The 22,468-nt window shown below is 68.6% G+C and carries 18 protein-coding genes, 1 tRNA gene and 3 pseudogenes; 13 read left to right on the top strand and 9 right to left on the bottom strand.

The features are described 5' to 3' along the window. Positions 1-326: 326 nt before the first annotated feature. From GIS00_RS25085 to GIS00_RS25060, 6 genes are all read left to right on the top strand, one after another. Positions 327-1,097 (top strand): DUF2382 domain-containing protein, encoded by a 771-nt coding sequence (locus GIS00_RS25085; RefSeq protein ID WP_154771208.1) that lies wholly within the window; start codon positions 327-329, stop codon positions 1,095-1,097. Positions 1,098-1,330: 233 nt separating this feature from the next. Continuing rightward, positions 1,331-1,855: a hypothetical protein gene (locus GIS00_RS25080; protein WP_154771207.1), complete on the top strand. Its 525-nt coding sequence runs from the start codon at positions 1,331-1,333 to the stop codon at positions 1,853-1,855. Next, positions 1,852-2,265 (top strand): phage holin family protein, encoded by a 414-nt coding sequence (locus GIS00_RS25075; protein WP_154771206.1) that lies wholly within the window; start codon positions 1,852-1,854, stop codon positions 2,263-2,265. Before GIS00_RS25080 ends, GIS00_RS25075 begins: the two co-directional genes overlap by 4 nt. Continuing rightward, a complete protein-coding gene (locus GIS00_RS25070; protein WP_154771205.1) occupies positions 2,262-2,843 on the top strand; it encodes a DUF3618 domain-containing protein in 582 nt (193 codons plus the stop codon). The genes GIS00_RS25075 and GIS00_RS25070 overlap by 4 nt, the downstream gene beginning before the upstream one ends. Before the next feature lie 71 nt (positions 2,844-2,914). Further along, positions 2,915-3,946, top strand: coding sequence for a YihY/virulence factor BrkB family protein (locus GIS00_RS25065; RefSeq protein WP_322098414.1), 1,032 nt, complete (start codon positions 2,915-2,917; stop codon positions 3,944-3,946). Position 3,947: 1 nt separating this feature from the next. Beyond that, a complete protein-coding gene (locus tag GIS00_RS25060) occupies positions 3,948-4,682 on the top strand; it encodes a hypothetical protein (RefSeq protein ID WP_154771204.1) in 735 nt (244 codons plus the stop codon). 154 nt (positions 4,683-4,836) lie between these two features. Here the strand turns inward: GIS00_RS25060 and GIS00_RS25055 are convergent. Beyond that, a pseudogene (locus GIS00_RS25055) lies at positions 4,837-5,478 on the bottom strand (helix-turn-helix domain-containing protein); the annotation flags it as partial. 174 nt (positions 5,479-5,652) lie between these two features. Between GIS00_RS25055 and GIS00_RS25050 the strand changes: the two are divergent. The 4 genes and pseudogenes from GIS00_RS25050 to GIS00_RS25040 all read left to right on the top strand — a co-directional run bounded on the left by GIS00_RS25050 (position 5,653) and on the right by GIS00_RS25040 (position 8,528). Then, a pseudogene (locus tag GIS00_RS25050) lies at positions 5,653-6,527 on the top strand (IS256 family transposase). Positions 6,528-6,669: 142 nt separating this feature from the next. Continuing rightward, entirely contained in the window at positions 6,670-7,296 is a 627-nt protein-coding gene (locus GIS00_RS28120; protein ID WP_230314132.1) for an IS110 family transposase, read from the top strand. A 27-nt stretch (positions 7,297-7,323) separates the two neighbouring features. Next, on the top strand, positions 7,324-7,890 hold the full coding sequence (locus GIS00_RS28115) for a transposase (RefSeq protein WP_230314131.1): 567 nt from the start codon (positions 7,324-7,326) through the stop codon (positions 7,888-7,890). A 74-nt stretch (positions 7,891-7,964) separates the two neighbouring features. Further along, positions 7,965-8,528: pseudogene (locus GIS00_RS25040) on the top strand (transposase). A 115-nt stretch (positions 8,529-8,643) separates the two neighbouring features. Here the strand turns inward: GIS00_RS25040 and GIS00_RS25035 are convergent. The 8 genes from GIS00_RS25035 to GIS00_RS29185 form a co-directional block, all read right to left on the bottom strand. Continuing rightward, on the bottom strand, positions 8,644-10,017 hold the full coding sequence (locus GIS00_RS25035; protein WP_154771202.1) for a tyrosine-type recombinase/integrase: 1,374 nt from the start codon (positions 10,015-10,017) through the stop codon (positions 8,644-8,646). Positions 10,018-10,126: 109 nt separating this feature from the next. Beyond that, positions 10,127-10,199, bottom strand: a tRNA-Thr gene (locus GIS00_RS25030). A gap of 462 nt (positions 10,200-10,661) precedes the next feature. After that, positions 10,662-11,561 (bottom strand): amidohydrolase family protein, encoded by a 900-nt coding sequence (locus tag GIS00_RS25025; protein WP_196073459.1) that lies wholly within the window; start codon positions 11,559-11,561, stop codon positions 10,662-10,664. Between the two features lie 184 nt (positions 11,562-11,745). Next, positions 11,746-11,928, bottom strand: a complete 183-nt coding sequence (locus GIS00_RS25020; protein WP_230314130.1) for a hypothetical protein — start codon at positions 11,926-11,928, stop codon at positions 11,746-11,748. A gap of 152 nt (positions 11,929-12,080) precedes the next feature. Continuing rightward, positions 12,081-12,722 carry a serine hydrolase domain-containing protein gene (locus tag GIS00_RS28575; RefSeq protein WP_255455209.1) on the bottom strand — a complete coding sequence of 214 codons (642 nt, stop codon included), beginning with the start codon at positions 12,720-12,722 and terminating at the stop codon, positions 12,081-12,083. After that, entirely contained in the window at positions 12,668-13,405 is a 738-nt protein-coding gene (locus GIS00_RS29190; protein ID WP_154771199.1) for a serine hydrolase domain-containing protein, read from the bottom strand. The genes GIS00_RS28575 and GIS00_RS29190 overlap by 55 nt, the downstream gene beginning before the upstream one ends. After that, entirely contained in the window at positions 13,402-15,402 is a 2,001-nt protein-coding gene (locus GIS00_RS25005; protein WP_154771198.1) for a sensor histidine kinase, read from the bottom strand. Before GIS00_RS25005 ends, GIS00_RS29190 begins: the two co-directional genes overlap by 4 nt. Before the next feature lie 11 nt (positions 15,403-15,413). Further along, a complete protein-coding gene (locus GIS00_RS29185) occupies positions 15,414-16,061 on the bottom strand; it encodes a response regulator transcription factor (protein WP_322098412.1) in 648 nt (215 codons plus the stop codon). Between the two features lie 301 nt (positions 16,062-16,362). Here GIS00_RS29185 and GIS00_RS24995 point away from each other — a divergent pair, with 301 nt between their 5' ends. The 3 genes from GIS00_RS24995 to GIS00_RS24985 are packed head-to-tail and all read left to right on the top strand — an operon-like array spanning position 16,363 to position 22,443. Beyond that, a complete protein-coding gene (locus GIS00_RS24995) occupies positions 16,363-18,129 on the top strand; it encodes a glycosyl hydrolase family 28-related protein (protein WP_154771197.1) in 1,767 nt (588 codons plus the stop codon). 55 nt (positions 18,130-18,184) lie between these two features. Then, entirely contained in the window at positions 18,185-19,753 is a 1,569-nt protein-coding gene (locus GIS00_RS24990; RefSeq protein ID WP_154771196.1) for a hypothetical protein, read from the top strand. Continuing rightward, positions 19,750-22,443, top strand: coding sequence for a PKD domain-containing protein (locus GIS00_RS24985; RefSeq protein ID WP_154771195.1), 2,694 nt, complete (start codon positions 19,750-19,752; stop codon positions 22,441-22,443). The genes GIS00_RS24990 and GIS00_RS24985 overlap by 4 nt, the downstream gene beginning before the upstream one ends. The last annotated feature ends 25 nt before the right edge of the window (positions 22,444-22,468 follow it).

Genomic DNA, 22,468 nt, shown 5'->3' with positions numbered 1-22,468 from the left:
AACCCGGTCAGCAGACCTCCCGGGCCGATCAACTCCAGGCCTTCCTGACGGGCTCGCGCCACCAGTGCCTGCGCGAACTGCTGCTGGTCCATCCAGCCTGCTGACGTCGTTGTCATGCCATCAAGCGTGTCCGACATGTCCGACCCTGCCCGCCAAGCGCACCCGGCGTGTCTGGATCACTTACACCGATGAACTGACAGTCCCAACCTGGGGGACGGGACAGGTTTACAACGTAAGCCGGTGGTAACCGGTCCGGAGGTGTAGCAGGTGAGCGGGTGATAGTGCGCCCAGTTGACAGGAGTTTTCAAGAGTCGAAGGAGTTCGCGATGGCCAACAGCTTCAACCCCGATGAGTTGATGGACCGCACCGTGGTGGGTGCGGACGGTGACAAGATCGGTTCGGTGGGGCAGGTGTACCTCAACGATGCAACAGGTCAGCCGGACTGGGTCACGGTGAACACTGGGTTGTTTGGCATGAAGGAGAACTTCGTGCCTCTGCAGGGCGCCCAGGTGCAGGGTGGGGACTTGCTATTGCCGTTCGGCAAGGACGTGGTGAAGGACGCGCCGAGTATCGATGACACCAGCCATCTGGATGTCGACGAGCAGGAGACTCTCTACAGTTACTACAGCCAATATCTCTCCGAGACCACCTCGCAGGCCCAGTCCGCCGAGTCAGGACCGGCCTACACGGAGTCGGCTCCATCGGCGTCAGAAGACTCGATCACGCGCTCGGAGGAGCACCTGCGGGTGGGCACAGAGCAGGTCGAGGCCGGCCGGGCGCGTCTGCGCAAGTACGTCGTCACCGAGCAGCAGACGGTCACCGTCCCTGTCTCCCACGAAGAGGTCGTTGTCGAACGCGAGCCCATCACCGATGCCAACCGTGGTGACGCACTTGGCGGCGCTGAGATCTCCGAGGCCGAGCACGAGGTCGTGTTGCACGCCGAACGACCGGTTGTGACCACCGAAGCCGAGGTTGTGGAGCGCGTGCGGTTGGGCACCAGGACCGTGACCGAGCAGGAGCAGGTTTCCGGTGAGGTGCGCAAGGAGCAGATCGAGCTGGACGAGCCCGGTTCGGGCGAGTCGACCTCACGCCGATGACGCACTCGTCACACGATGAGGAGAGGACAGTAATGTCAGACCCTTTCACGTCCGCACCGCAGGCACCGCCGCCTGCCGCACACCCAGAGGCCGTGTTGGCGCCCTTGTCGCCACTCGCCCCGCCTGTGTCCGCAGAGCCAACTGCAGCTGCCGCCGAGGATCCGTCCACCGCTGAAGTCGCCAAGACCGAGGCGGCCGAGTTGGCCGGTGGCGCCAAGGAGGCCGCCCAACAGGTGACCGCCACGACAAAGGAGCAGGCCACGCAGGTGGCTGGCGAGGCCAAGAAGCAGATCGAGATGCTAGCCGGGCAGGCGCAATCGGAGTTGTCGGCGCAGGCACAGGCGCAACAGGTCAAGGTTGCCAACGGGCTTCGCTCTTTGGGAGAACAGCTCTCGGCAATGGCGCGAGGCTCGGACCAGCCAGGAACCGTGACCGAGCTGACCGCGCAAGCCGCGGACCGGGCTCACGACGTCGCCGGGTGGTTCGAAGATCGCGACCCGCAAGGTGTGCTGGACGAGGTCCGTTCGTTCGCCCGCCGGAAGCCGGGCACATTCCTGGTCGCGGCACTCGGCGCCGGGATTCTGGCCGGACGGTTCACCCGCGGCATAACCGCCGACCCGGCCAAGAGCTCTGCGAGTGCGGAGAATTCGCCGATCGAGGCGGAGCCCGGAGGCACCAGTCGGCAGTCGCAGCTCGTCAGCGGGGCCTATCACGGCGTGCCGGTGAGCGGCAGCCGCGCTCCTGGAGCGGGCGGATGAGCCATCCGACCGCGCCAGCCTCGGACGGGCCGCGACCGCTCGGGGAGCTGATCAGCGAGATCACGGAGGATCTCTCGACCCTGGTGCGCCAGGAGATCGAGTTGGCCAAGGCCGAAGCCAAGGAGTCCGCCGCAAAGGCGGGCAAAGGTGCCGGGATGTTCGGCGGTGCAGGCGTCGCCGGCTACTTCGTGCTCCTGTTCCTCTCGATCGCGTTGTGGTGGGGCCTGGGCAACGTCACCGGCGGGGCATGGTCGGCGTTGATCGTAGCGGCGGTCTGGGCGGCCATTGCCATCACGCTGGTGCTGCTGGGCCGCGGTGAGTTCGCCTCAATCCGCGGTCTGCGGCGGACGACGGAGACGGTGCAGAAGATTCCGAACGCGGTCAAGGGACACGAGGAGGACAACCGATGAGCACGCCAGATGAGATCCGTGCACAGATCGCCGCTACGCGCGCAGGACTTTCCGACGACGTCAACGAGCTGGGAGAAAAGGTGAGCCCTGGCCAGATCGCCAAACGCCAGGTCGGCCGGATCCGTGGGTCCGCCGCCAAGGTGCGCGATCACATCATGGGCGCCGCCGACACCAGCAGCTCCACAGCCGGTGACGTGGCCGGGTCGGTGCACGATGCAGTGAGCAACGCGCCGGGGCAGATCAAACAACAGGCGCAGGGCAGTCCGATCGCTGCGGGACTTGTGGCATTCGGAGTCGGCATGCTGCTGTCGTCCCTGTTTCCGGCCTCGGGCGCTGAAGCCCAGGCCGCCGCCGCGGTCAAGGATCAGGCACAGCCGCTGGTCGAAGAGATCACTGAGACCGCGAAGGACGCCGCCGGCAACCTCCAGCAGCCGGCTCAGGAAGCCTTGGAATCAGTCAAGTCCACCGCACAGGACGCAGCCGAAACCGTCAAGAACGAAGCGGAATCGGCTGCGGACGAGGTCAAGAATCAGGCCCAGGACGCGAAGGACACCGTCCAGCAGCACACCGGCGACTAGTGGTGCGCCGAGGCGGCTCCCGGCCTACGCGCCGGGAGCGGCCTCGGCAGGACACATACCGGAGGAACCAAGTGAGCAGCAAGGACCGTGACCTCGTCAACCAAGCATCAACGAACAAGCCCGACGACCCGGGCGACCTCACCAGCAGATCCTGGAAATTCATCGCGAAGAAGACGTTCCGTGAGTTCGCCGACGATCAGTGCACCGACCTGGCAGCAGCACTGACCTACTACGCAGTCCTCGCGCTGTTCCCGGCAATCCTCGCCATGGTCTCCATCCTCGGGCTCATCGGCCAGGACCAGCAGGGCACGACAGCGCTAATGGACGCAGTTCGCCAGGTCGCTCCCAGCGCAGCTGACACGATCGGCGGTGTCGTCGATCAACTGTCCCAGAGCAAGGCCAGCGGGTTTGCGCTCGTCGCGGGACTGGCCGGAGCACTATGGTCCGCATCCGGGTACATCGGCGCATTCAGCCGCGCCATGAACCGCATCTACGAGATCAGGGAAGGTCGTCCCTTCTGGAAACTGCGCCCCGCCATGCTGCTCATTACCGTGGTTGCGGTGCTGCTCGTGGCCCTCGTCGCGCTCGGGCTTGTCGTTTCGGGACCGGTCGCCCGCACGGTCGGCTCCGCGATCGGTCTGGGCGATACCGCGGTCACCGTGTGGAACATCGCCAAGTGGCCGGTGATGCTTGCCGTTGTCATCCTAATCGTGGCCATCTTGTACTACACCACACCGAACATTAAACAGCCGCGATTCCGGTGGATCAGCATCGGTGCCGCGATCGCCGTCATAGTCTGGGTAGCGGCTTCCGTAGCCTTCGGCTTCTACGTCGCGAACTTCTCGAACTACGACCGAACCTACGGATCCCTGGCGGGGGTCATCATATTCTTACTGTGGTTGTGGATCACCAACCTCGCCCTACTGTTCGGCGCCGAAATCGACGCGGAAATCGAGCGAGGACGGCAATTGCAAGCCGGAATACCGGCAGAGCAAGACCTTCAACTACCCGCCCGTGACGAAACAGTCATCGCCAAGACCGATAAAAGGGATGCCGACGAGCTGCAGGAAGCCCGCGCGATCCGGAACGCCAAGGGAAATTGACATGAGTACACCCGCAACTCCCTCAAACAATCCAACACCTTCCAGCCCTGAACCTGCCCCGCCTACTCGCGGCACCGACTTCACCACTCAGCCTGCCGCGGCAGAGCCGGCTCCGGGACCGAAAGAGCATGCTGAAACCTCGGCCATCACGCCGCCCGCCGGTCCTCGATACGACATCCAGGACGTGGTCTCCCGCGAACGAGCCGAATTTGGCGGCATGAAGTTCGGCGCCGCCTTCTTCGGCTGGCTGGCAGCCACCGGGCTCGCAGTCATCGCCATCGCTATCCTCAGCGGCGCCGGCGTTGCATTCGGCCTCACCGATCCGGACACATTGCAGCCGGCGCAGAACAATTCCGGTACCGCTCGGACGGTCGGACTCGTCGGCGCGATAGTGCTGCTCGTAATCGTATTGATCTCGTATTACTGCGGCGGCTATGTCGCCGGACGAATGGCTCGCTTCAACGGCGGCAAACAAGGCGTGGCGGTGTGGATGTGGGCGCTTGTCACCACCCTCCTTGCTGGCCTGATCGGATGGATCGCCGGCAGCAAGTTCAATGTGTTCGCCGACCTCAACCTACCCCGCATACCCATCGACGAAGGCACCGTCACCGCCGCCGGTTTGATCGCGATCGGCGCGGCCGTCCTAGTGGCCCTGGCCGGAGCGGTCCTCGGCGGGATCGCTGGCACCAGATACCACCGCCGCATCGACCGAGCAGGGTTCGCCGAGTCCACCTGACCAGTCCTGGCTCCGCCCCTGAGACGGGATTGCTTCAACACCTGGAAGCCATTCTCGGACCCTCTAGGACCGCTGCGGGTACCCCTGGCTGTCGGCCACGGTGTTGAGCCGGGTGAAAACTAGGCGGGGGTTGTCGGGGGCTGTTGGGCGCGGCGGTGTGTAGCGGGGAGCGCCGGCCGGGTGAGAGTGTCGTCGGCCGCATCAGTACCGATCCGGGCTGGTACAGGGCCTGGTAGATGCTCTCGTGGCACAGGTGCATCGCCCGGTCCTGGGGATGCTGGCGACGCAGGAGCCGGGAGATCTGCTGTGGACTCCACCGCCGTTGGAGCAGCGCGCCGATCGCAGCCAGAAGCATGGGGTTGGTCTCGATGCGTCTGCGGTGATCGCGGTGCCGGCGCAGCACCGCGCTGCGGTGGGCCTCGAACGGACGGTAACCCTGCCGAGGGGTGGCGTTACGGCGCAGTTCCCGCGACACCGTCGACGGGGCTCGACCCAACCGGGCAGCGATCTGCCGGATGCTTACCCCGGCCAGGTGCAGCTCGGCGATCTCGAACCGCTCGTCCTGGGACAGAAACCGGGCGGAGATCTCCCGCACGGCGAGCCGGTCCAGCGCCGGCACGAACCCGACCAGCATCCCACGCCGGTAAGTCTTGTGACCGTTGGTCCAGTTGTTGCCCGTCGCCCGGGACACCCCGACCTCCCTGGCCGCGCCGCGGACGCTCCACCCCCGTTCCCGCAGTTCCAGGAACCGGCGGCGCTGAGCCGAGAGTGGACGCCGTCCCGGCCCCTTCTTCACACGACGAGACGACAACGCAGGCTCCTCATCTGGGGCGGTGGTGTTGCGACCGTCAGTAGAACCCACCACGGCAACAGGTGACGTCCCGGCGAGTGGTGTAGGAGGTCAGGGGCCTGTAGGCGTGGGTGACCGCGTTGGAGGGGCCATCGTGTGACGGTCGGTGAGACCACGCCAATGGTTCTCACGGAAGGACACGAACACACGATGGCCCTGGATCAGTCTGCCTTGCTCGAGCTGCTCGAGGAACTCAAGGACACCAATGTCGAGGAACGGATCCGCCATGCGGCGACCACGATCTATCAGGCTTTGATCGATGCGGAGCTGACCTCGGTGATCGGTGCCGGCCCGCACGAGCGGACCGAGTCCCGCACCAACCAGCGCAACGGTCACCGACCCCGGACGCTGTCCACGATCGCCGGCGATCTGGAGCTGCAGATCCCGAAACTCCGTACGGGGTCGTTCTTCCCGTCGTTGTTGGAGCGGCGCCGCCGGGTCGATCAGTGCCTGTTCGCGGTCGTGATGGAGGCCTATCTGCACGGCACCTCGACCCGCAAGGTCGACGACCTGGTCAAGGCGATAAGCGCCGACCCGGGGATCTCCAAGTCCGAGGTGTCCAGGATCTGCGCGGACCTGGACATCGAGGTGTCCGCGTTCCGTACCGGTCGCTGGCCGACCAGCAGTTCCGGTACATGTCCCTGGACGCCACCTACTGCAAGGCGAGGGTCAACCACCGGGTCGTATCCCAGGCCGTCGCCGTCGCCGTCGCCACCCGGCGGCCGTCGCCGCCGACGGCCGCCGCGAGGTGCTGGGCTCCGACGTCGGCGACCGGCGAGGACGGGGCGTTCTGGACCGCGTTCCTGCGCAGCCTGAGGCGCCGTGGGCTGGCCGGGGTGCAGCTGGTCATCTCCGACGCCCACGCCGGGCTGCAGGCCGCGATCGGGACGGTGTTCCTGGGCGCGGGGTGGCAGCGCTCATCCGTCAATATGACTGGTGGCGGGATGGTCCCGCTGGTCCACCTCCGGCGCCGGGAGAGGACCTTGGCAGGGTGACCGGTTCAGGTCCAGCGGCAGACCTGTACCTCCCGGCGTTGGCGGGTTCTGAACTGGCCAGTGGGAGTCGTGCTTCGAGCACCTGGATGAGCGCCCAGCGGAACCGCCGTGAGGTGGTGGACGTCGATCTCGAGGAGGATCGATGGACGAGGTGTGGTCGTTGTTCGCGGGCGTCGACTGGGGTGGTTCGCACCATCAACTGTGCGTTGTGGATCCGGTCGGTAAGCCGGTGGTCAATGTCAAGGTCAGCCACGACGTCGCCGGCCTGGCCGAGCTGGATCGCCAGATGCGCAGTCTGGCCCCCCGGTTGCCGGTGGCCGTTGAACGCTCGGAAGGTCTGCTCGTCGAGCACCTGCAGGCGAGAGGGCATGTCATGCACCCGGTTTCACCGCGGATCTCGGCACGTGCGCGAGAGCGTTACCGAGTCGCAGCGGTGAAGGACGACCGGTTCGACGCGTTCGTGCTGGCCGACACGCTGCGATTCGAACACGCCAATTGGCGCACGCTCCCCGTCGCGTCGCCGGTGCTCGCACAGGTCAAGGCGCTCACCCGGGACCGGGCTCGCCTTCTGGAGACCCAGCAGGCCGTCGAACATCAACTCCGGATGATCCTGGAGGCCTACCACCCGGCGCCCGTGCATCTGTTCTCGTCGGTGGATCGTGAGATCACCCTGAAGTTCGTGCTCGACTATCCGACCCCGGCGGCGGCATCGCGGGTGAAGACGGCCAGGATGGACGGTTTCCTGACCCGCCACCACTACACCGGATGAGTAGCCGCCCAGACACTTGCAGACAGGATGCGTCAGAACCTGCTGTCCGGATCGGTCGGAACCGTTGCCGGGAAGAGCTTCTCAGCGCAGACGTTCGCCCGACTGTTGCACGAGCTCAACGTCGACATCGCTGCCTATGACGATGCAATCGCCGCTGCCGTGGCTGAACACCCCGATGCCGGCATCTTCGCCAGCATGCCGGGTGTCGGGCCGGTACTCACCGGTGTCCTGCTGGCTGAGATCGGCGAAGACCGAGCCCGGTATCCAACCGTCGGAGTTCTTCTTGCCGAAGCGGGTTTGGCGCCGGTCACCCGGTCGTCCGGGCGGTCCAGGAGCGTGCGTTTCCGGTACGCGGCCAACGCGTCGCTACGGGAAGCGGCGATGTGGTGGACCTTCAACTCTCTGAGGCAATCCGACTGGGCAGCAGCGGCTTTCAAGGACGCCCGCAGCCGCAGTCAGCAGTACCACCGCGCGCTGCGCGGCGTTGCCGCCCGCTGGATGCGCGTCCTCTGGCGGTGCTGGACCGACCGGACCACCTACGACCCGGGAAGGCACCCGGCGGCCCGACAACTCGCCGCGAACTCGACGACCTGACCAGCAGGTCCGAACCAGCCCCCCTTCCAGCAATCCGCCCGCCGACGGAACCGATCCGCAACAGAACGACCCTGATGACCTCGACACTCGGTGCGGCCGCCGGCCGTCACCGCGCTCAACCACGCCCGGCACCCACCACCCAGCCAATACCAAGGTTGACAGTGGGAGTCTGCCGGGTGCACTTCCTGCGGAACGTGTTGGCGAACGTGCCCAAGGGGCACGCGGAGATGGTGGCCGCGGCGATCCGCACGATCTTCGCCCAGCCCGACCCGGCGCATGTCCGTGACCAGGTCGACGTGATCGCCGGCATGCTCGGCCGGCAGTTCCCGAAGGTCGAAACCCAGTTGCTCGCAGCGAAAGTCGACGTGACTGCGTTCGCGGACTTCCCGGTCTCGCACTAGAAGAAGATGTGGTCGACCAACCCGCTGGAACGGGTCAACAAGGAGATCAAGCGCCGCACCGACGTCGTCGGCGTCTTCGCCAACCCGGCTGCGCTGCTGCGCCTGGCCGGCTCGGTGCTGATCGAGACCCACGACGAGTGGCAGGTCTCCGAACGCCGCTGCTTCTCCGAGGCGTCCATGGCTCAACTCGACAACAGGCCCAAGGAGGTGGCGCCACCGGCCACCCTCACTGCATGATCAACCCGAACTCGCTGCCCCGAACACGGTGACGACCTACACCACCCGACGGGACCTCACCACTTGAGCTGCTCCAGCAGCAGGAATCGCCCCGGATTGAATGAGTCGCGGGTACTCATAGGAGGTCCGCCACTTGCTCGCTGACTCTGCCGCGAGCCAGGTAGGAATCGATCGTGGTCTTGATACTGCTGTGGCCGGCGAAGTCTGCGACTTGCCGAATCGGGAGAACGTCCGCCAGCGCTGTGAGGGCACTCCGGCGCAACCCGTGGAAGGTGATCCAGTCAAGCCCGGCTCGGTCGAACTCGACCCGGAGCGCCGAGGCGGTGTTGGAGGAGTCGCGGAGCTGGTAGCGCTCTTCTGGCAGCTCCCATCGTCCCGGCGCGGGGAATACCGGCCGATGGTCCAGCCTCATCTTGTCCAGCTGAACCCCGGCCGCTCGTGCCCGCCGCCGCAGGAGCGCAGCGATCCGCGGCGGGAGCGGAAGCGTGCGAACGCTCGATGCCGTCTTGGTGGTCTCCCGGGCGAGGCCCACACCGGGTCGTCGCACAATCGTTCCCGAGATGGTCACGCTGGCCATGCCGACTGTCCCTGCACCGGTCGACCGCTGGAAGAACGAGACGTCGCACCAACGGATGGCGCACACCTCGCCGATGCGCCCCCCGATGGCCAGCCCGGCCAGGATGAGGTCGCGGACATCCAGACGCACAGCGCGCTCGCTCCTGGCGACACTCCACGCCAATCTGACCTTCTCCTCCTTGGTGAGCGCGCGCTCGTGGTCGATGCCCTCTCTTCTCTCCGTCGTCCGCCGCTTCGGCCGCCGGATCTCCCCAGCGTCCCGTACCGGATTGACACCGATCCACCCCTGAGAGATGCCGTGCTTGAACGCCAACGAGAGCACCGATCGGGATGTCTTGGCGACCGCGGTTCCCCCCTGGCTGGACTGCCGGCCCACGCTCGCCTTGGTCGCTATCAGGCGAAGAACCTCGCCGACCCGGGTTGACGTCACCGATGCGATGTCTTCCTTCAGGATGCCAGTTTCCCGCAAGCGCCGCTCGGCGTTCCGATACGCCGTCATGGTGCCGGCCGAGTACTCGCCACTCACTTCCCTTTGCGCCAGGAGTTGTTCGACGATCGGCCCGATCGGATGCCCAGGCTGAGCCGCGCCGGCAGAAGCCCAAGCTGCCTCCGTCTGGGCCTTCCGGGCCAGCCGGGCGAACTCCTGCTCGCACCTGGCCCGGTCGCCGGTGGTCGAGCTGAACCTGATCTGCACCCTCCGGCCGACGGTGAAGGCACCGGTCTCCGGATCCCGGACGCTCCGGTCCTGCACTCGGGTGAGCCCGCTCACTGCCCACCGCGACACGGCCGCTGCCGGCCAGGTGGAGCGGGCTTCTCGGGGAACGCGCTGCTCGCGACCGGTCTGCGGGTCGACGTACATCGGCACGATCGAGACCTTGCCCGTGGCGTTCGCGGCGAGCTTCGCACGTCCCATGACCTGGACGGTACGCCGAAAAGTAGCAAGAGATACAGGGGTTTGTGTGCAAATAAAGTAGCAAGGCCGGAGGTCGGAGGCCCTCTCAGGCCTCCGACCTGCGGAAACGAGCCCCTTTACGGAATCGAACCGTAGACCTTCTCATTACGAGTGAGACGCTCTACCGACTGAGCTAAAGGGGCAGCGGGAGCAGTTTAGCCGCTCGGCCGGGGTGGTGGCGCCACCGGAGACGTGCGAGCGGCCCAGTCAGCGCAGGGGGCCTCGAACGGGCGGCCGTCGGGCAGCGTCGCCGTGAGGTGTCGGAAGATCGAGGGATCCAGATCGATCACGGCGGCGACCACGGCGAAGTCGTCCGCCGACGCGGTCCACAGGGCCCTGGCCGACGATGTCGGAGTTGCCTCGATCGTGACTTCTGGCCTGCAGTCGTCGACGAATTGGATCCGGTCGTGGTCCTCCGCCTCGTCACCCTGCCGACCCCGGATTCCGATGATGACCTGGATTGCAGCGTTGCCGCCGCATTCCGGACCGCGATGGTCCGGCCGCCGGAACCGCTGGGCGATCGTCTGGTGGTGCTCACCGGATCCGGGTTCGTGGTGCCCCGGATCCGAGATCCGTCGGACCACGCCCGAGGATTGCCCCGATCTTCAGCAGACTGGCATCCGGTACCAGCGTTGCGCGGTCCCGTGGTAGGCCGCGTCGCGCTCGGACGGCGAGCATCCCGCCAGGACCCGGTCATAGGCCTGGTACAGCCGATGGAAGCCGTAGGAGAGCCCGTCGATGGGCAGATGACTGCCGAACATGCTGCGGTCGGTCCCGAAGAGCCCGACGGCCTCGGTGATCCAGTCGACGGCGGTGTCCTCGTCCCAGGCCGGACCGAAGATGCACTCCACCGCGGAGATGCTCAGCACGGTGTTCCCGCACCGGGCGAGAGCCGCCATGTCGGCCCGCCAGCGGGACCTTGAGTCCGGGTCCAGGGCCGTCGGCCAGCCGAGAACAGCGATGGTGAAGCCGATGTCAGGATGGCGGCGGACCACCGCGGTCAGCTCGGCCAGCTGGGGCGCAAAGACCTCGAGTGCGCAGCGGAGGTCGGTCCTGCCCAGCCGCGCCAGCCCCGCGTCCCAGACCGGGTCGGTCATGTGGTCCGGGCGCGAGGTCATCCGGCGGACCGGATCGACCGGATCCCAGCCGAGGTGTTGTCGGACGGCCGTGACGTTCGGCAGGGCCTCCAGCAGTTCGAGCCGAGCCTCGACCAGTGGATCGGCGAAGTCGGCCAGGCCGACGAGTGCCATCGGGAGGTCAGAGGTATCGGCAAGGTCCTGCGCCCAACGGATCTCGGCCTCCGGGTCGTCCGAGATGAATTCGTGCCACACGATGCCGTCGATCTTCCGGCCGGCGGTGGCCAGTCGGTAATCCGCCACCGAGTAGCTCCTGGGTAGGGCAGAGTAGTCACCCAGCAAGGCCTCGAAGGTCGGATCGCGGTGCGCGAACACCCCGTAGCCGATCGCGCTGCTGTCGTAGAGGTGGACGTGAGCATCGATCGTCACGAGCCTGATCGAACCGCGCGGACCTGCCGTTTCGCAAGGGATCCGAACCGCTGGGATCGAAAGCGGGTGGGTACCGGTCATCGCGCGTGGTGGGGGACCCGATCTTCCGGACCGGCGAGCGGACGAACAGTCGAACGCGCACCAGGGCCAAGTGGGCGGTCGTGCACACGAGGGGACCCGGCCGTTATCCGATCATGTCGTCCGGCACCCGCAGGTCCGGATGCCGGTACAGCTCCGCAACCGCAGCCGGATCGTCGGACGCGCACGTTGCGGCGACAAGGTCGAGCAACTCGTCGTAGTCGTCGCCGGTCCGGCCGTCGTAGGCATCCGTCGTCCGGCCCCACTCGTCCCAGGGGAGCATCTCCACTTTCTCAGGCGATTGCCGGGACCTGGCCCAGTCCGGTCAGCGGACCCGGCACCGGGTAGTCGATGGACATCGGGCGAGCATGGCGGCGCTCGCGTCCGGAAACGCAGCGGGCGGCCACCCGGAAACCCGGATGACCGCCCGCGCAGTGGATCTCAGCCCTGGAGTGCCATGCACACGCCGGCCAGCTCGGCGCGCTGCAGCGCATCGAACACGAAGGCCGCCTGGTCCTCGGAGTGGTCGGTGCGCTGCAGGTTGATCGAGACCGTCACCGAGCGGGTGCCGTCGGGGGAGGCGGCGATGAACTGCGTGTAGCCGACGGTGTTGCCGGTGTGCCCGTAGACGGTGCCGCACTCGGTCTGGTAGCGGAACAGCGACAGGCTCGCGGAGTTGAGACCCGGTCCGGGCGGCCCGGACTCGCCACCGGGGATGAACAGCTTCTGCTGCTCGGCGCGCACCTCGGCGCTGTACAGCTCGCCGCTGACGTAGCCGCGGACGAAGGTGTTCAGGTCGGCCGGGGTGGACACCACACCACCGGAGGCCCAGGCCCAGCCCGGGGCGAGACCCTCGGTCACGTCCTCCATCGGGTCGGTCCCGGTCAGGTCGTAGCCGTGGATGAACGGCTCCGGCAGGGCGACCTCCGAAGGCAGGGAGGTGTTCTCCAGACCGAGCGGATCGAGGACGTACTTCTGCAGCGCGTCCGGGTAGGTGCCGCCGGTGGCGGCTTCCACCATCAGTCCGATCAGGATGTTGTCGGAGTTGGAGTAGACGTACCGGCTCCCGTTCGGGAAGTCCAGCGGCTTGTCCGCGACGACCCGACGAGATCCTTCGGAGCCACCGGCTTGTCGGGATCCGCGATGTAGCGGTCGCGGAACTTCTCCGACATCAGGAAGTCCGGGACGCCGCTGGTGTGGTTCATGAGCTGGCGCAGCGTCACGGCGGCCCAGGCCTTCGGCATGGCCGGTAGCACGTCACCGATGGTGTCGTCCAGGGACAGCTCGCCGGCGTCGACCAGGGCCAGCGCGGTGGCCCCACTGAACGCCTTGGCGACGCTGGCGATCCGCATGTGGTCGTCCACGTCGATATCGGTCTTCGTCTCGACGTCGGCGAACCCGGCGGTGTGCACCGTCCGCTCGTCGCCGATCTGCACCACGGCAATCGCACCCGGCGGGCCGCCCGGCATGGCGACCAGCTCGGCCAGCGCCTGGTCCAGAAGTGCTGCCCTGTCGACGGTGTCGGTCGGCGGGGTCGGCTCCGTCGGAGTGCCGGATGAGGTCGGGTCGGTGACGACCGTCCCGCTGGTCGTCGACGAGGCGGAGGTGACTGCCGCGGCCGTGGTGGCCGCTGCCGCCGGCGAGGCCGAGGTATTGCCGCCGGCGTCGCTGCTGCCGGTGCACCCGGCGAGCAGGCCGATGCCCGCCACCAGTGCCACCACCGGCCCGGTGCGGCGTGCCGATCGGGAGGTTCTGTTCGTCGTCACTGCGTCGTTCCGTTCATCGAGGGGGGCAGGGTGGGAAGTGGATCCAGGCGTTCGGTGCTCGGGGCACCCGTGGCCCGTGCGGGCCGGGGGCGCTGTGGTGCGGGCGTGCCCGTTCCCCCGGCGGTCCCCGGCACGACAGAGGTGGGCACCGTGTCCGTCCACTCCGGGACACCAGATGTGGCTCCGACGGCTGCGTCCGGACGGACCTGCGCCGCAGGGGTCTCAGGTCGGCCCGGCAGCGGTGCATCCAGCGAGACCGGCAGCCGGATGGACAGTCTCGTTCCGCTCCCGACCGGGCTGTCCAGACGGAAGGTGCCGCCCAGCACGTCGACCCGATCGGCGAGCCCGCGGATCCCGCTGCCGCCCTCCCGGGATGCGCCACCGCATCCGTCGTCGGAGATGTCGATCGACAGGGTGCCGTCGGCGCAGTCCAGCCGGACGGATGCCCGCGACGCACCGGCGTGTTTCACCACGTTGGTGAGCGCCTCGGCGACGACGAAGTAGGCGGTGCTCGCCAACGGGGTCGGCAGGCCGGCCACGTTTCCGAGGTGCAGGTCGGTCGGCACCGGCAGCCGGTCGACCAGGTCCTCGGCGGCGAGCCCGAGGCCGCGTTCCAGCAGCGACGAGGGCATGACGGCGTGCACCAGCGAGCGCAGTTCGGCGGCCGCGACGTCGATCCCGTGCCGCAGTTCCACCGCCCGTTCGCGGTCCGCGGCCGCGTTGCCGGCCTGGTTGGCGAGCCGTTGGGCGTCGATCGCGAGCAGCACGAGCTTGACCTGGAGCCCGTCGTGCAGGTCCTGGGCGATCCGGCGGCGCTCGCGGTCGGCGGTCTCCACCAGGCGTTCCCGGGACCGGCGCAGCGACTGCTCCGTCGCGAGCAGCGCCGCCGTCAGCCGTTCCCGGTCGACCGCCAGTGCCACCAACCGGCCCGCGGCCCGGACCAGCTCGGGGTCCGCGATCAGATCGGAGTCGTAGACGACGGCACCGACCACGGACCCGGACAGCTCGATCGGCACCGAGGCCAGGGTGTCACCGGACCCCGGGAGTTCCACGGTCAGCCCGTCGGCATCGACGAAGCCCGACCGCTCCGGAACGTGGAAGACCACCCGCAGCGACGGGTCGCCGAGCACCGACGCCAGCGCCGCGGACACGTCCGGCCGGCTCTCGGACGGGGCGCTCAGCCAGGTCGCCAGCTCCTGCACCTCGCCGGTACGCGCGAAGCCGCCCCGCAGGACGGCGAGCGAGAAGGCGATCGGGACGCCGGCGATGTCCACCAGCTGCGCGAAGCCGACCTGCGACGTGGTCCAGCCGAACCAGCCCTCCAGCAGGCTGGAGGAGAACGGGATGAACAGCACCGCGATCATTCCGTAACCGAAGAGCGGCACCAGGATCCGTCGCTGCCAGGCGTTCGACCGACGCAGCCGGATCGCCAGGATCACCACCGTCGCCACCATGACCGCAGCCCCGGAAATGGCCTGGATCGTCTCGCCCAGCACCACCAGGTCGGGCCGGGCGGCGATGAACACCGGCAGTCCCTCGGCGGCGGGGTTGAAGGCGTAGAGCGGGATCTGCAGGACCGAGCACACCAGATAGCCGCCGACGACGGTGATCCGGGAGGCGGTGGACCGCAACCGACCGGACGGGAAGGCGTGCAGCAGGTGCACCATCACGGCGAGGATGAACGTGGCGGTGACGGCTCCGAGCGTGGCGAGCCCGGGGAGCGTGCCGAGGGACAGCAGCAACAGGGTCACGCCGCCCCACACGATCAGCGGGCCCATCCCGTTGCTCGGCCGGCGCCACCAGGCGAGGGTCCCCGCAAGGACGTACAGCCAGGTGACAACGGCGTAGCCCCAGGCCTCTTCGTGCGCGACCGCCGGATCCTCCAGCAGCACGGCGAGCACCGCCGCGGTCACCCCGATCAGCACCGCGCCGAGGAAGAGCAGCCCGAGACGCAGCGACCGGGTCAACGGTGACCGGCCCACCCCCGTGGTTGTCATCTTCGATCGCCCTACGCGGCCAGGTACTTGAGGACGGCCATCACCCGGCGGTGCGCGTCGTCGTCCAGGGCGATGCCCAGGGTGTCGTAGATCCGTGAGGTGTGTTGCACGACGGCCTTCTCGGTGATGGTCAGCGCCTCGGCGATCGAGGAGTTGCTGCGACCCTCGGCGACGAGGGTGAGCACCTCGTGCTGGCGCGGGGTCAGCCGTCCGATCGCGGACCCGTCCCGGCCGGCCCGGGCGACCATGATCGCCACCACCTCCGGGTCGATGACCGCACCGCCGGCGTGCACCCGCCGCAGGTCCGCGCAGAACGTGTCGACGTCGCCGATCCGCTGCTTGAGCAGGTAGCCGATGCCGTTGCGCTTCTCGGCCAGCAGCTCGACCGCGTACCGGCGCTGCACGTGCTGGGAGAGCACGACGATCGACATCCGCGGGTAGGCCCGGGCCATCTCCAGCGCCGCCGCCATCCCCTCGTCGGTGTGCGTCGGCGGCATCCGGACATCGGTGATCACCATGTCCGGGCGGTGCCGGTGGACGAGCTCGGTGAGCTGCACCGCGTCCGCTGCGCCGCCGGCGACCTCGAAACCGGCGTCCTGCAGGATCAGCGTGAGGCCACGGCGCAGCAGCGCCTCGTCCTCGCCGATCACCACCTGCACCGCTCACGCCCTTCCCGACGGACCGGAGCCACGCCCGGGTCTGTGATGAGCATGATCCGGTACACCGCGAGCGGGCAATGGACCCAGGTCCCCAGATCGGGCCCGGACCGAACGAGTGGTGTCCCGAGCCGACCCCGGATCTCTGTCCGGTGTCTGCCGATTCTTCGCCCACGCACCGACGTCGCGGCCTTCAGGGACCTCGCATCTCACCCCTTGTCCGCACTGGTGTACTGGTATACCGTCATGGCGCCATCTGACCGACACGGGTCACGGACGTGACCCGCCTCGAGGGACGAGTTCAATGACGAACATCGATCGACGCAGGATGATCACCGGCATCGGCCTCACCGGGGCCGCACTCGCCGCCACCGGGCTGGCGACCCCGTCGGCCGGCGCCACCACGATCGCGGCGCCGGCGGCCCCTGCCGCGGCGGCCCCGACCGGTCTGCCGCTGGTCGTCACCGCCTACGGTGCGAAGGGCGACGGCGTCTCCGACGACACCGCCGCGGTCCGGGCCGCGATCGCCGCGGTCCCCGCCGCCGGTGGCACGGTGTTCTTCCCGGCCGGGACGTACCTGATCGGCGAGACCATCTCGCTCCGTTCGCGTCTCACCCTGGTCGGCGACCGGGCGACGCTGGTGTTGAACCGCGCACCCACCACCTCCAGCCAGACGCTGCTGTTGGCCGAGAACGTGGAGGACGTCACGGTGCGGAACCTCGGCTTCCGGTTCCCGACCAGTCGGATGTGGAGCGTGCTGGTGCGCCGGGGCCGGCGCATCGCGATCCGCGAGTGCCGCGCGGACGGCGGTCACCTGGTCACCGTGATGGGCCCGATCCCGCAGGACCTGCCGTCGCCACAGGTCACCGCCGCCGACATCAACACCGACATCGTCGTGGAGGACAACGTCCTCGCCGGTGTCCGCGACTTCCAGAACCGCGATGGTGCCATCACCGTGCGCTACACCGACCGGTTCCGGGTGTCCGGCAACTCGATCACCGGCTACTCGCACGGGGTGCAGTGGTGGGGCGGCGACTCCGCGATCGAGAAGGACGGGGCCGTCGGCAACGAGCGCAAGGTCAAGCACGGTGTGGTCAGCGGCAACACGGTGGTCGGCGTGAACAAGGGCGGGATCTGGGGCAGCATGGGCACCCAGATCGCCGTCACCGGCAACGTCGTCGACACCGCCGGTGACGTGGGCATCGACTTCGAGGGCTGCTTCCAGTGCACGGCCACCGGCAACACGGTCGTCGACGCGCGGTACGCCGGACTGGCGATCTTCTTCAACAACCGGGACATCGTCTTCGCCGGCAACACGGTGCTCGCCACCGTGCCGCTCACCGAGTGGATGTTCTGGGTGGCCAACGGCGGCAACTCGCCGGACAACAGGTCGGTGTCGTTGGTGGGCAACAGCTTCCTCGACCAGAGCGGCAAGATCGGCAAGGTCGGCGGCAGCTACGTGGAGAGTGTGCAGTTCGCCGACAACAACCTGCGCAACGTCCGGATCGAGCTGACCATGCGCGGTTTCGCGCACAGCGTCACCGACAACCAGCTGTTCTTCGACCTGACGGCGACCGCGCCGTTCGACGCCTGCCACGTCGGCGGCGACCGCAACGACGGCACGACGAAGGTGATCGGCAACTCGGTCCGCTCGCTGGTCACCCAACCGGCCGGCAGCACGGCGATCCGCGTCTCGCAGGCGGACCCGGACCACGGCACCCGCAGCCTGGTGCAGTCCAACATCACCGCCGGGTTTCCCACGGATGTGCTGGCCTACACCAACTCCCCGAACGCAGCGCTGCGGCACCGCTTCGTGGTCAAGGACAACATCCTCGGTGCCGGTACCGTCCTGCGGACCGACAACGGTGCCGCGAGATCGCTAGTCCTGCTCGAGGACAATGTCACCGACGCCGGCCTGCCCTACCCCGGTGCGATCCCGACGGCCGGCACCTGGGACCGCGGCCAGCAGATCCGGTTCGCCGAGCCGTCGGCCGGCGGCCACATCGGCGCCGTCTGCGTGAGCGCCGGAACACCCGGCCAGTGGCGCAACTTCGGAGCGATCGCTCCCTGACCGCTTCCGCGACACCCCCGCAGCACCCAGTTCCTTCGACGACGAACGGAGCACCATGCGCACCTCGTACCATCCCCGGCGGTCCCGCGTCCTGATCGCCGGGGCGGCCTGCCTCGCGCTCGCCACCCTCGGCCCGGTGCCGCCCGCGGCGGCCGCGCCACCGACCCTCAAGGTCACCAACGACCAGTTGGTGTTCCTGTCCGGGGCGGTGCAGCTGACCGTGACCACGTCCGCGGCGAGCGTCGACTGGACACTCTCCTCGGCCACCGGAGCTGCGGTGTCCTCGGGCACCCAGGCGGCGACGGCCGGCGCCGCGGTCATCACGCTCAACTCCACGTCGGTGGGCTACTACCGCCTCGACGTCGAGACCAACTCGACCGAGGTGGCCACGGCGTCCGGGTCGCTCGTGGTGATCCCCGCACTGCCGGTGGCACAACGTGGTTCGGTCTTCGGCGTCGGTGCGCACACCCCGGCCGGGTACCAGGCCGGACAGCTCACCACCCTGCAGCGGGTCGGCTTCGGTTCCGTCCGGCTGGACGCGCCCTGGAACGACATCGAGAAGAGCGCCGGTGTCTACACCTTCCCGCCGACGGTGGACGCCGCCGTCGCGGCGGTGAAGGCCGTCGGTGGCCGGCCGCTGATCATCGCGGCCAAGAACAACCTGCTGTACAACAGCAACCACACCCCGACCAGCGCAGCGGATCTCGCGGCCTTCGGAGACTATGCCGAGGCGGTCGTGGACCACTACGGCGAGGACGACGTGGATCTCGAGATCTACAACGAGTACATGTACGCCAACACCGGCAGCTGCGGCACCACGCCGGCCTGCTTCCAGACCATGATCGACGCCGTGGACGACGCCGTGTCGGCGGACCACCCGCAGACGCCGCTGGCAGCGGCCGGGATCCAGTCCGGTACCTCCAACACCGTCGACCTGACCGTGCTGGATGCCACCATCACCCACGAGTACGTCTACCCGGCCGCTCCCGAGGCGGAGTTCCCGGCCGACATGAACACCTTCGTCAGCACCATCCGGTCCAAGCCGGGCGGTGACCTCGGCCTCTGGCTCACCGAGTACGGCTGGCCCACACCGCACGTCGAGGGCGTCGCCTCTGCCGACGCGGTCTCCGAGGACGCCCAGGCCGACTACCTGGTCCGCGGCGGCGTCTTCGCCCTCGCCGCCGGACTGGACCGGATCTGGTTCTACGACCTGGTCGACGACGGCTACGACCCACGCAGCAACGGGGTGCCGGTGTACGAGAAGGAGAACCACTTCGGCCTGATGCGGCTGCCCGCAGGCGGTTTCGGCGGCATCACCCCCAAGCCGGCGCTGCTCACCCAGGCGATCATGATCCGGCAGCTGGCCGGCAAGCCCTACTACGCGCGGTCCGCCACCGACCCCACCACCTACGCCTACCGGTTCGGGGCCGGCACCAGCAACACCCGGGTGCTCTGGTCCACTGCCGGCGGCAGCGTCGATGTGCACGTCACCGGCACGCTCACGGTCACCGACCGGTTCGGCGCCACCCACACCGCCACGCCGACCGGCGGGGTCGTCCGCATCGCCCTGTCCGGCCACCCGCAGTACGTGACCGGCACCATCACCGGGGTGACCCAGGCATGACGCGCCGCACGCCAGGACTTCTCGCCGCGGCGCTGGTGCTGGGCGGGGCCCTCGCCATCGCCCCGACCGGCACCGCGAGCGCTGCCGCGCCGCCCACCCTGCAGGTCACCAACCCGACGACGGTGTTCGCCACCGGCACAGCCGTGATGACGGTGGCCTCCTCCGCGACCGGCGTGTCGTGGACACTCGGCGACCCGCAGGGCCTGCCGCTGGACACCGGCACCTCCCCGGTCACCGCGGGGAAAGCGTCCGTCGACCTCACCGGCCTGGACCCGGGCTACTACGAGCTCACCGTCACCGCCACGAATGTCGACGGGACCAGCACCGCCACCGGCTCGCTCGCCGTCGTCGACCCGCTCCCGACCGACCGGCGCGGCTCGGTCTTCGGTGCCGGCACCCATGTCTTCGAGACCTACAAGTCCGCACAGCTGGACGCCTTCGATCTGGTCGGCTACGGCCTCACCCGCTTCGACGTGTCCTGGCGTGTGGTGGAGAAGACCAAGGGCGTCTACACCTTCCCGGCCTACCTGGACACCGCGGTGCACCGGGTGATCGCGGCCGGGGCCCGCCCCGAGCTGGTGGCCAACTTCGCCAACCCGCTCTACGACGAGGGCCGGACGCCCGGCAGTCCGGAGGCGCTGGCCGCCTTCGCGGAGTTCGCGAACGCGGTCGTCGAGCACTACGGGCCGGACGACATCGATCTCGCCGTCTGGAACGAGTACACCTTCAACAGCACCTCCGAGTGCGGGGACACCCCGGAGTGCTACTCGGAGATGATCGCGGCGGTCACCGATCGGGTGCACCGTGACCATCCGGGCACCCCGGTCACGGCGTCGTCCACCGTCACCGGCGCACCCGGACTGGCCGAGATCGACGCCGCCAGCGCACATTTCTACGGCTACCCGGACCCGCCGGAGACCTTCCTGGCGCAGCGGCTCACCGAGCTCCGGCAGCAGATGGACGCCGCTCCCGGCGGCGCCGGACTGCCGATCTGGCTGGACGAGTTCGGCTACCCGACGCACATCGGCGGTGGCACCTCGGCCGATCAGCAGGCCGACTACGCGATCCGCAGCCAGGTGCTCGCCCTCGGGGCCGGCGCCGACCGCCTCTACTGGTACGACCTGGTCAACGACGGCTGGGGCGAGGACGTCCGGGAGAACCAGTTCGGGGTGCTCCGGCTGTCCCGCAACGGGTTCACCGGGCTGACCCCGAAACCCGGGCTGGCCGCCCAGGCAACGGTGATCCGTCAGCTGGGCAACCTGGACCTGCTCGGGCAGCAGCAGCTCGACCCGGTCACCCACCTGGCCCGCTTCGGTGCGCCCGGCAAGGACGACGTCCGGGTGCTGTGGTCCACCGAACCGCGCACCGTCGCGCTGGTGGCCACCCACCCGGTCACCGTCACCGACCGCTTCGGCGCGCAGACCGTACTGACACCGGCGGCCGGCCGGGTTCACCTGGCCGTCGACGGGCACCCGGTGTTCGTCTCCGGCGCGGTCCGGCAGGCCGCCGTGGTGGCGACCCCGCTGCTCTCCTTCGCTGTGCCGGACCGGCTCGCGGTCGGTGAGAGCGGCAGTGCCACCATCACTCTCGACTGCACGCACCCGGTGAGGTGTGCCGGGCTCGGCCGTTCGCTCGACGCGCACGTGCAGGGCCGCACGGCCCAGCTGCCGGTACGGCCGGGCCGGGTCAGCACGGCCGCGGTGCAGCTCACCGCGCCGGTCCGCGACGGCGAGTACCAGGCCGTGGCGACGGTGACCGGACCGAAGGGCATGTTCGCGGCGCTGTCCGGGTCCACCACCGCGGTACCGGCCACCGTCATCAGTGCCGTGGGCGACCTGGCGGCGATCGACCCGGCCACCGGCACGGTCCGGGTCTCGATCACCAACAACACGGCGCACCAGGTGCCGTTGGGGACGATCACCTTCTCCGCCGACGGCCGGGACGTGCCGCTGACCGGACCGTCGGTGATCCCGGCGACGTCCACCGTCGAGGTGGCACTCCCGGACGGCCCGGTGCAGGTCTGGGCGGACCTGCGCTGGACGGTCACCGCCGAGGTCGGTGGGCGTACCGAGACCGCCTCCGGCAGTACAGGATTCGGGCCGGTGCAGGCGAGCGGCACGCAGGTGTCCGCGCCCATCGATCTCGAGGAGTTCGGCAGGTTCACCTACGCCGCACGGGAGTGGGGCGGTCCGGCGGACCTGTCCGGCACCGTGGTGCCCTCCTACGGCGACGGGGTGTTCGTCCTCGACGCGGAGATCACCGACGACGTCTTCCAGCAGGCGAACGCCCCGGAGAACCTCTGGCGCTCGGACTCGGTGCAGTTCGCCGTCAGCGACGGGGTGCCGGGGTCCAACCTGCGGGAGAGCATGGAGATCGGAGTCGCCCTGCTGCCGGACGGCCCCGTGGTGTACTCCTTCCCGCCGCTGAACTTCGGCAAGAAGGGCATCACCCCCGGCGCGACCGCCCAGGTCACCCGGGATGGCACCACCACCCGCTACCACGTCGAGGTGCCGTGGACGTCCCTCGCGCTGGACGGGCCGCCCGCGGGTACGTTCGGGCTGTCCCTCGCGGTGAACGACGACGACAACGACGGGCTGGGCCGCGCGGGATTCGCCGAATGGGGATCCGGCATCACCGCCACGAAGTCACCCGCCCTGTTCCGGCCCGTCGAACTGTGGCCCGCATCCTGAGCTGACCCACCGGACCCGCCCGGCC

The organism is Nakamurella alba (assembly GCF_009707545.1).
Lineage (GTDB): Bacteria > Actinomycetota > Actinomycetes > Mycobacteriales > Nakamurellaceae > Nakamurella > Nakamurella alba.
The sequence above is the reverse complement of the archived record's forward strand: the minus strand, read 5'-3'. Positions and strand labels throughout refer to the sequence as shown.

Bases quoted from the DNA above. Each gene is read 5' to 3' on its own strand.
- GIS00_RS25085 (WP_154771208.1), top strand. From the start codon at position 327: ATGGCCAACAGCTTCAACCCCGATGAGTTGATGGACCGCACCGTGGTG.
- GIS00_RS25075 (WP_154771206.1), top strand. From the start codon at position 1,852: ATGAGCCATCCGACCGCGCCAGCCTCGGACGGGCCGCGACCGCTCGGG.
- GIS00_RS25070 (WP_154771205.1), top strand. From the start codon at position 2,262: ATGAGCACGCCAGATGAGATCCGTGCACAGATCGCCGCTACGCGCGCA.
- GIS00_RS25060 (WP_154771204.1), top strand. From the start codon at position 3,948: ATGAGTACACCCGCAACTCCCTCAAACAATCCAACACCTTCCAGCCCT.
- GIS00_RS28120 (WP_230314132.1), top strand. From the start codon at position 6,670: ATGGACGAGGTGTGGTCGTTGTTCGCGGGCGTCGACTGGGGTGGTTCG.
- GIS00_RS28115 (WP_230314131.1), top strand. From the start codon at position 7,324: ATGCGTCAGAACCTGCTGTCCGGATCGGTCGGAACCGTTGCCGGGAAG.
- GIS00_RS25035 (WP_154771202.1), bottom strand. From the start codon at position 10,017: ATGGGACGTGCGAAGCTCGCCGCGAACGCCACGGGCAAGGTCTCGATC.
- GIS00_RS25005 (WP_154771198.1), bottom strand. From the start codon at position 15,402: ATGACAACCACGGGGGTGGGCCGGTCACCGTTGACCCGGTCGCTGCGT.
- GIS00_RS24995 (WP_154771197.1), top strand. From the start codon at position 16,363: ATGACGAACATCGATCGACGCAGGATGATCACCGGCATCGGCCTCACC.
- GIS00_RS24990 (WP_154771196.1), top strand. From the start codon at position 18,185: ATGCGCACCTCGTACCATCCCCGGCGGTCCCGCGTCCTGATCGCCGGG.
- GIS00_RS24985 (WP_154771195.1), top strand. From the start codon at position 19,750: ATGACGCGCCGCACGCCAGGACTTCTCGCCGCGGCGCTGGTGCTGGGC.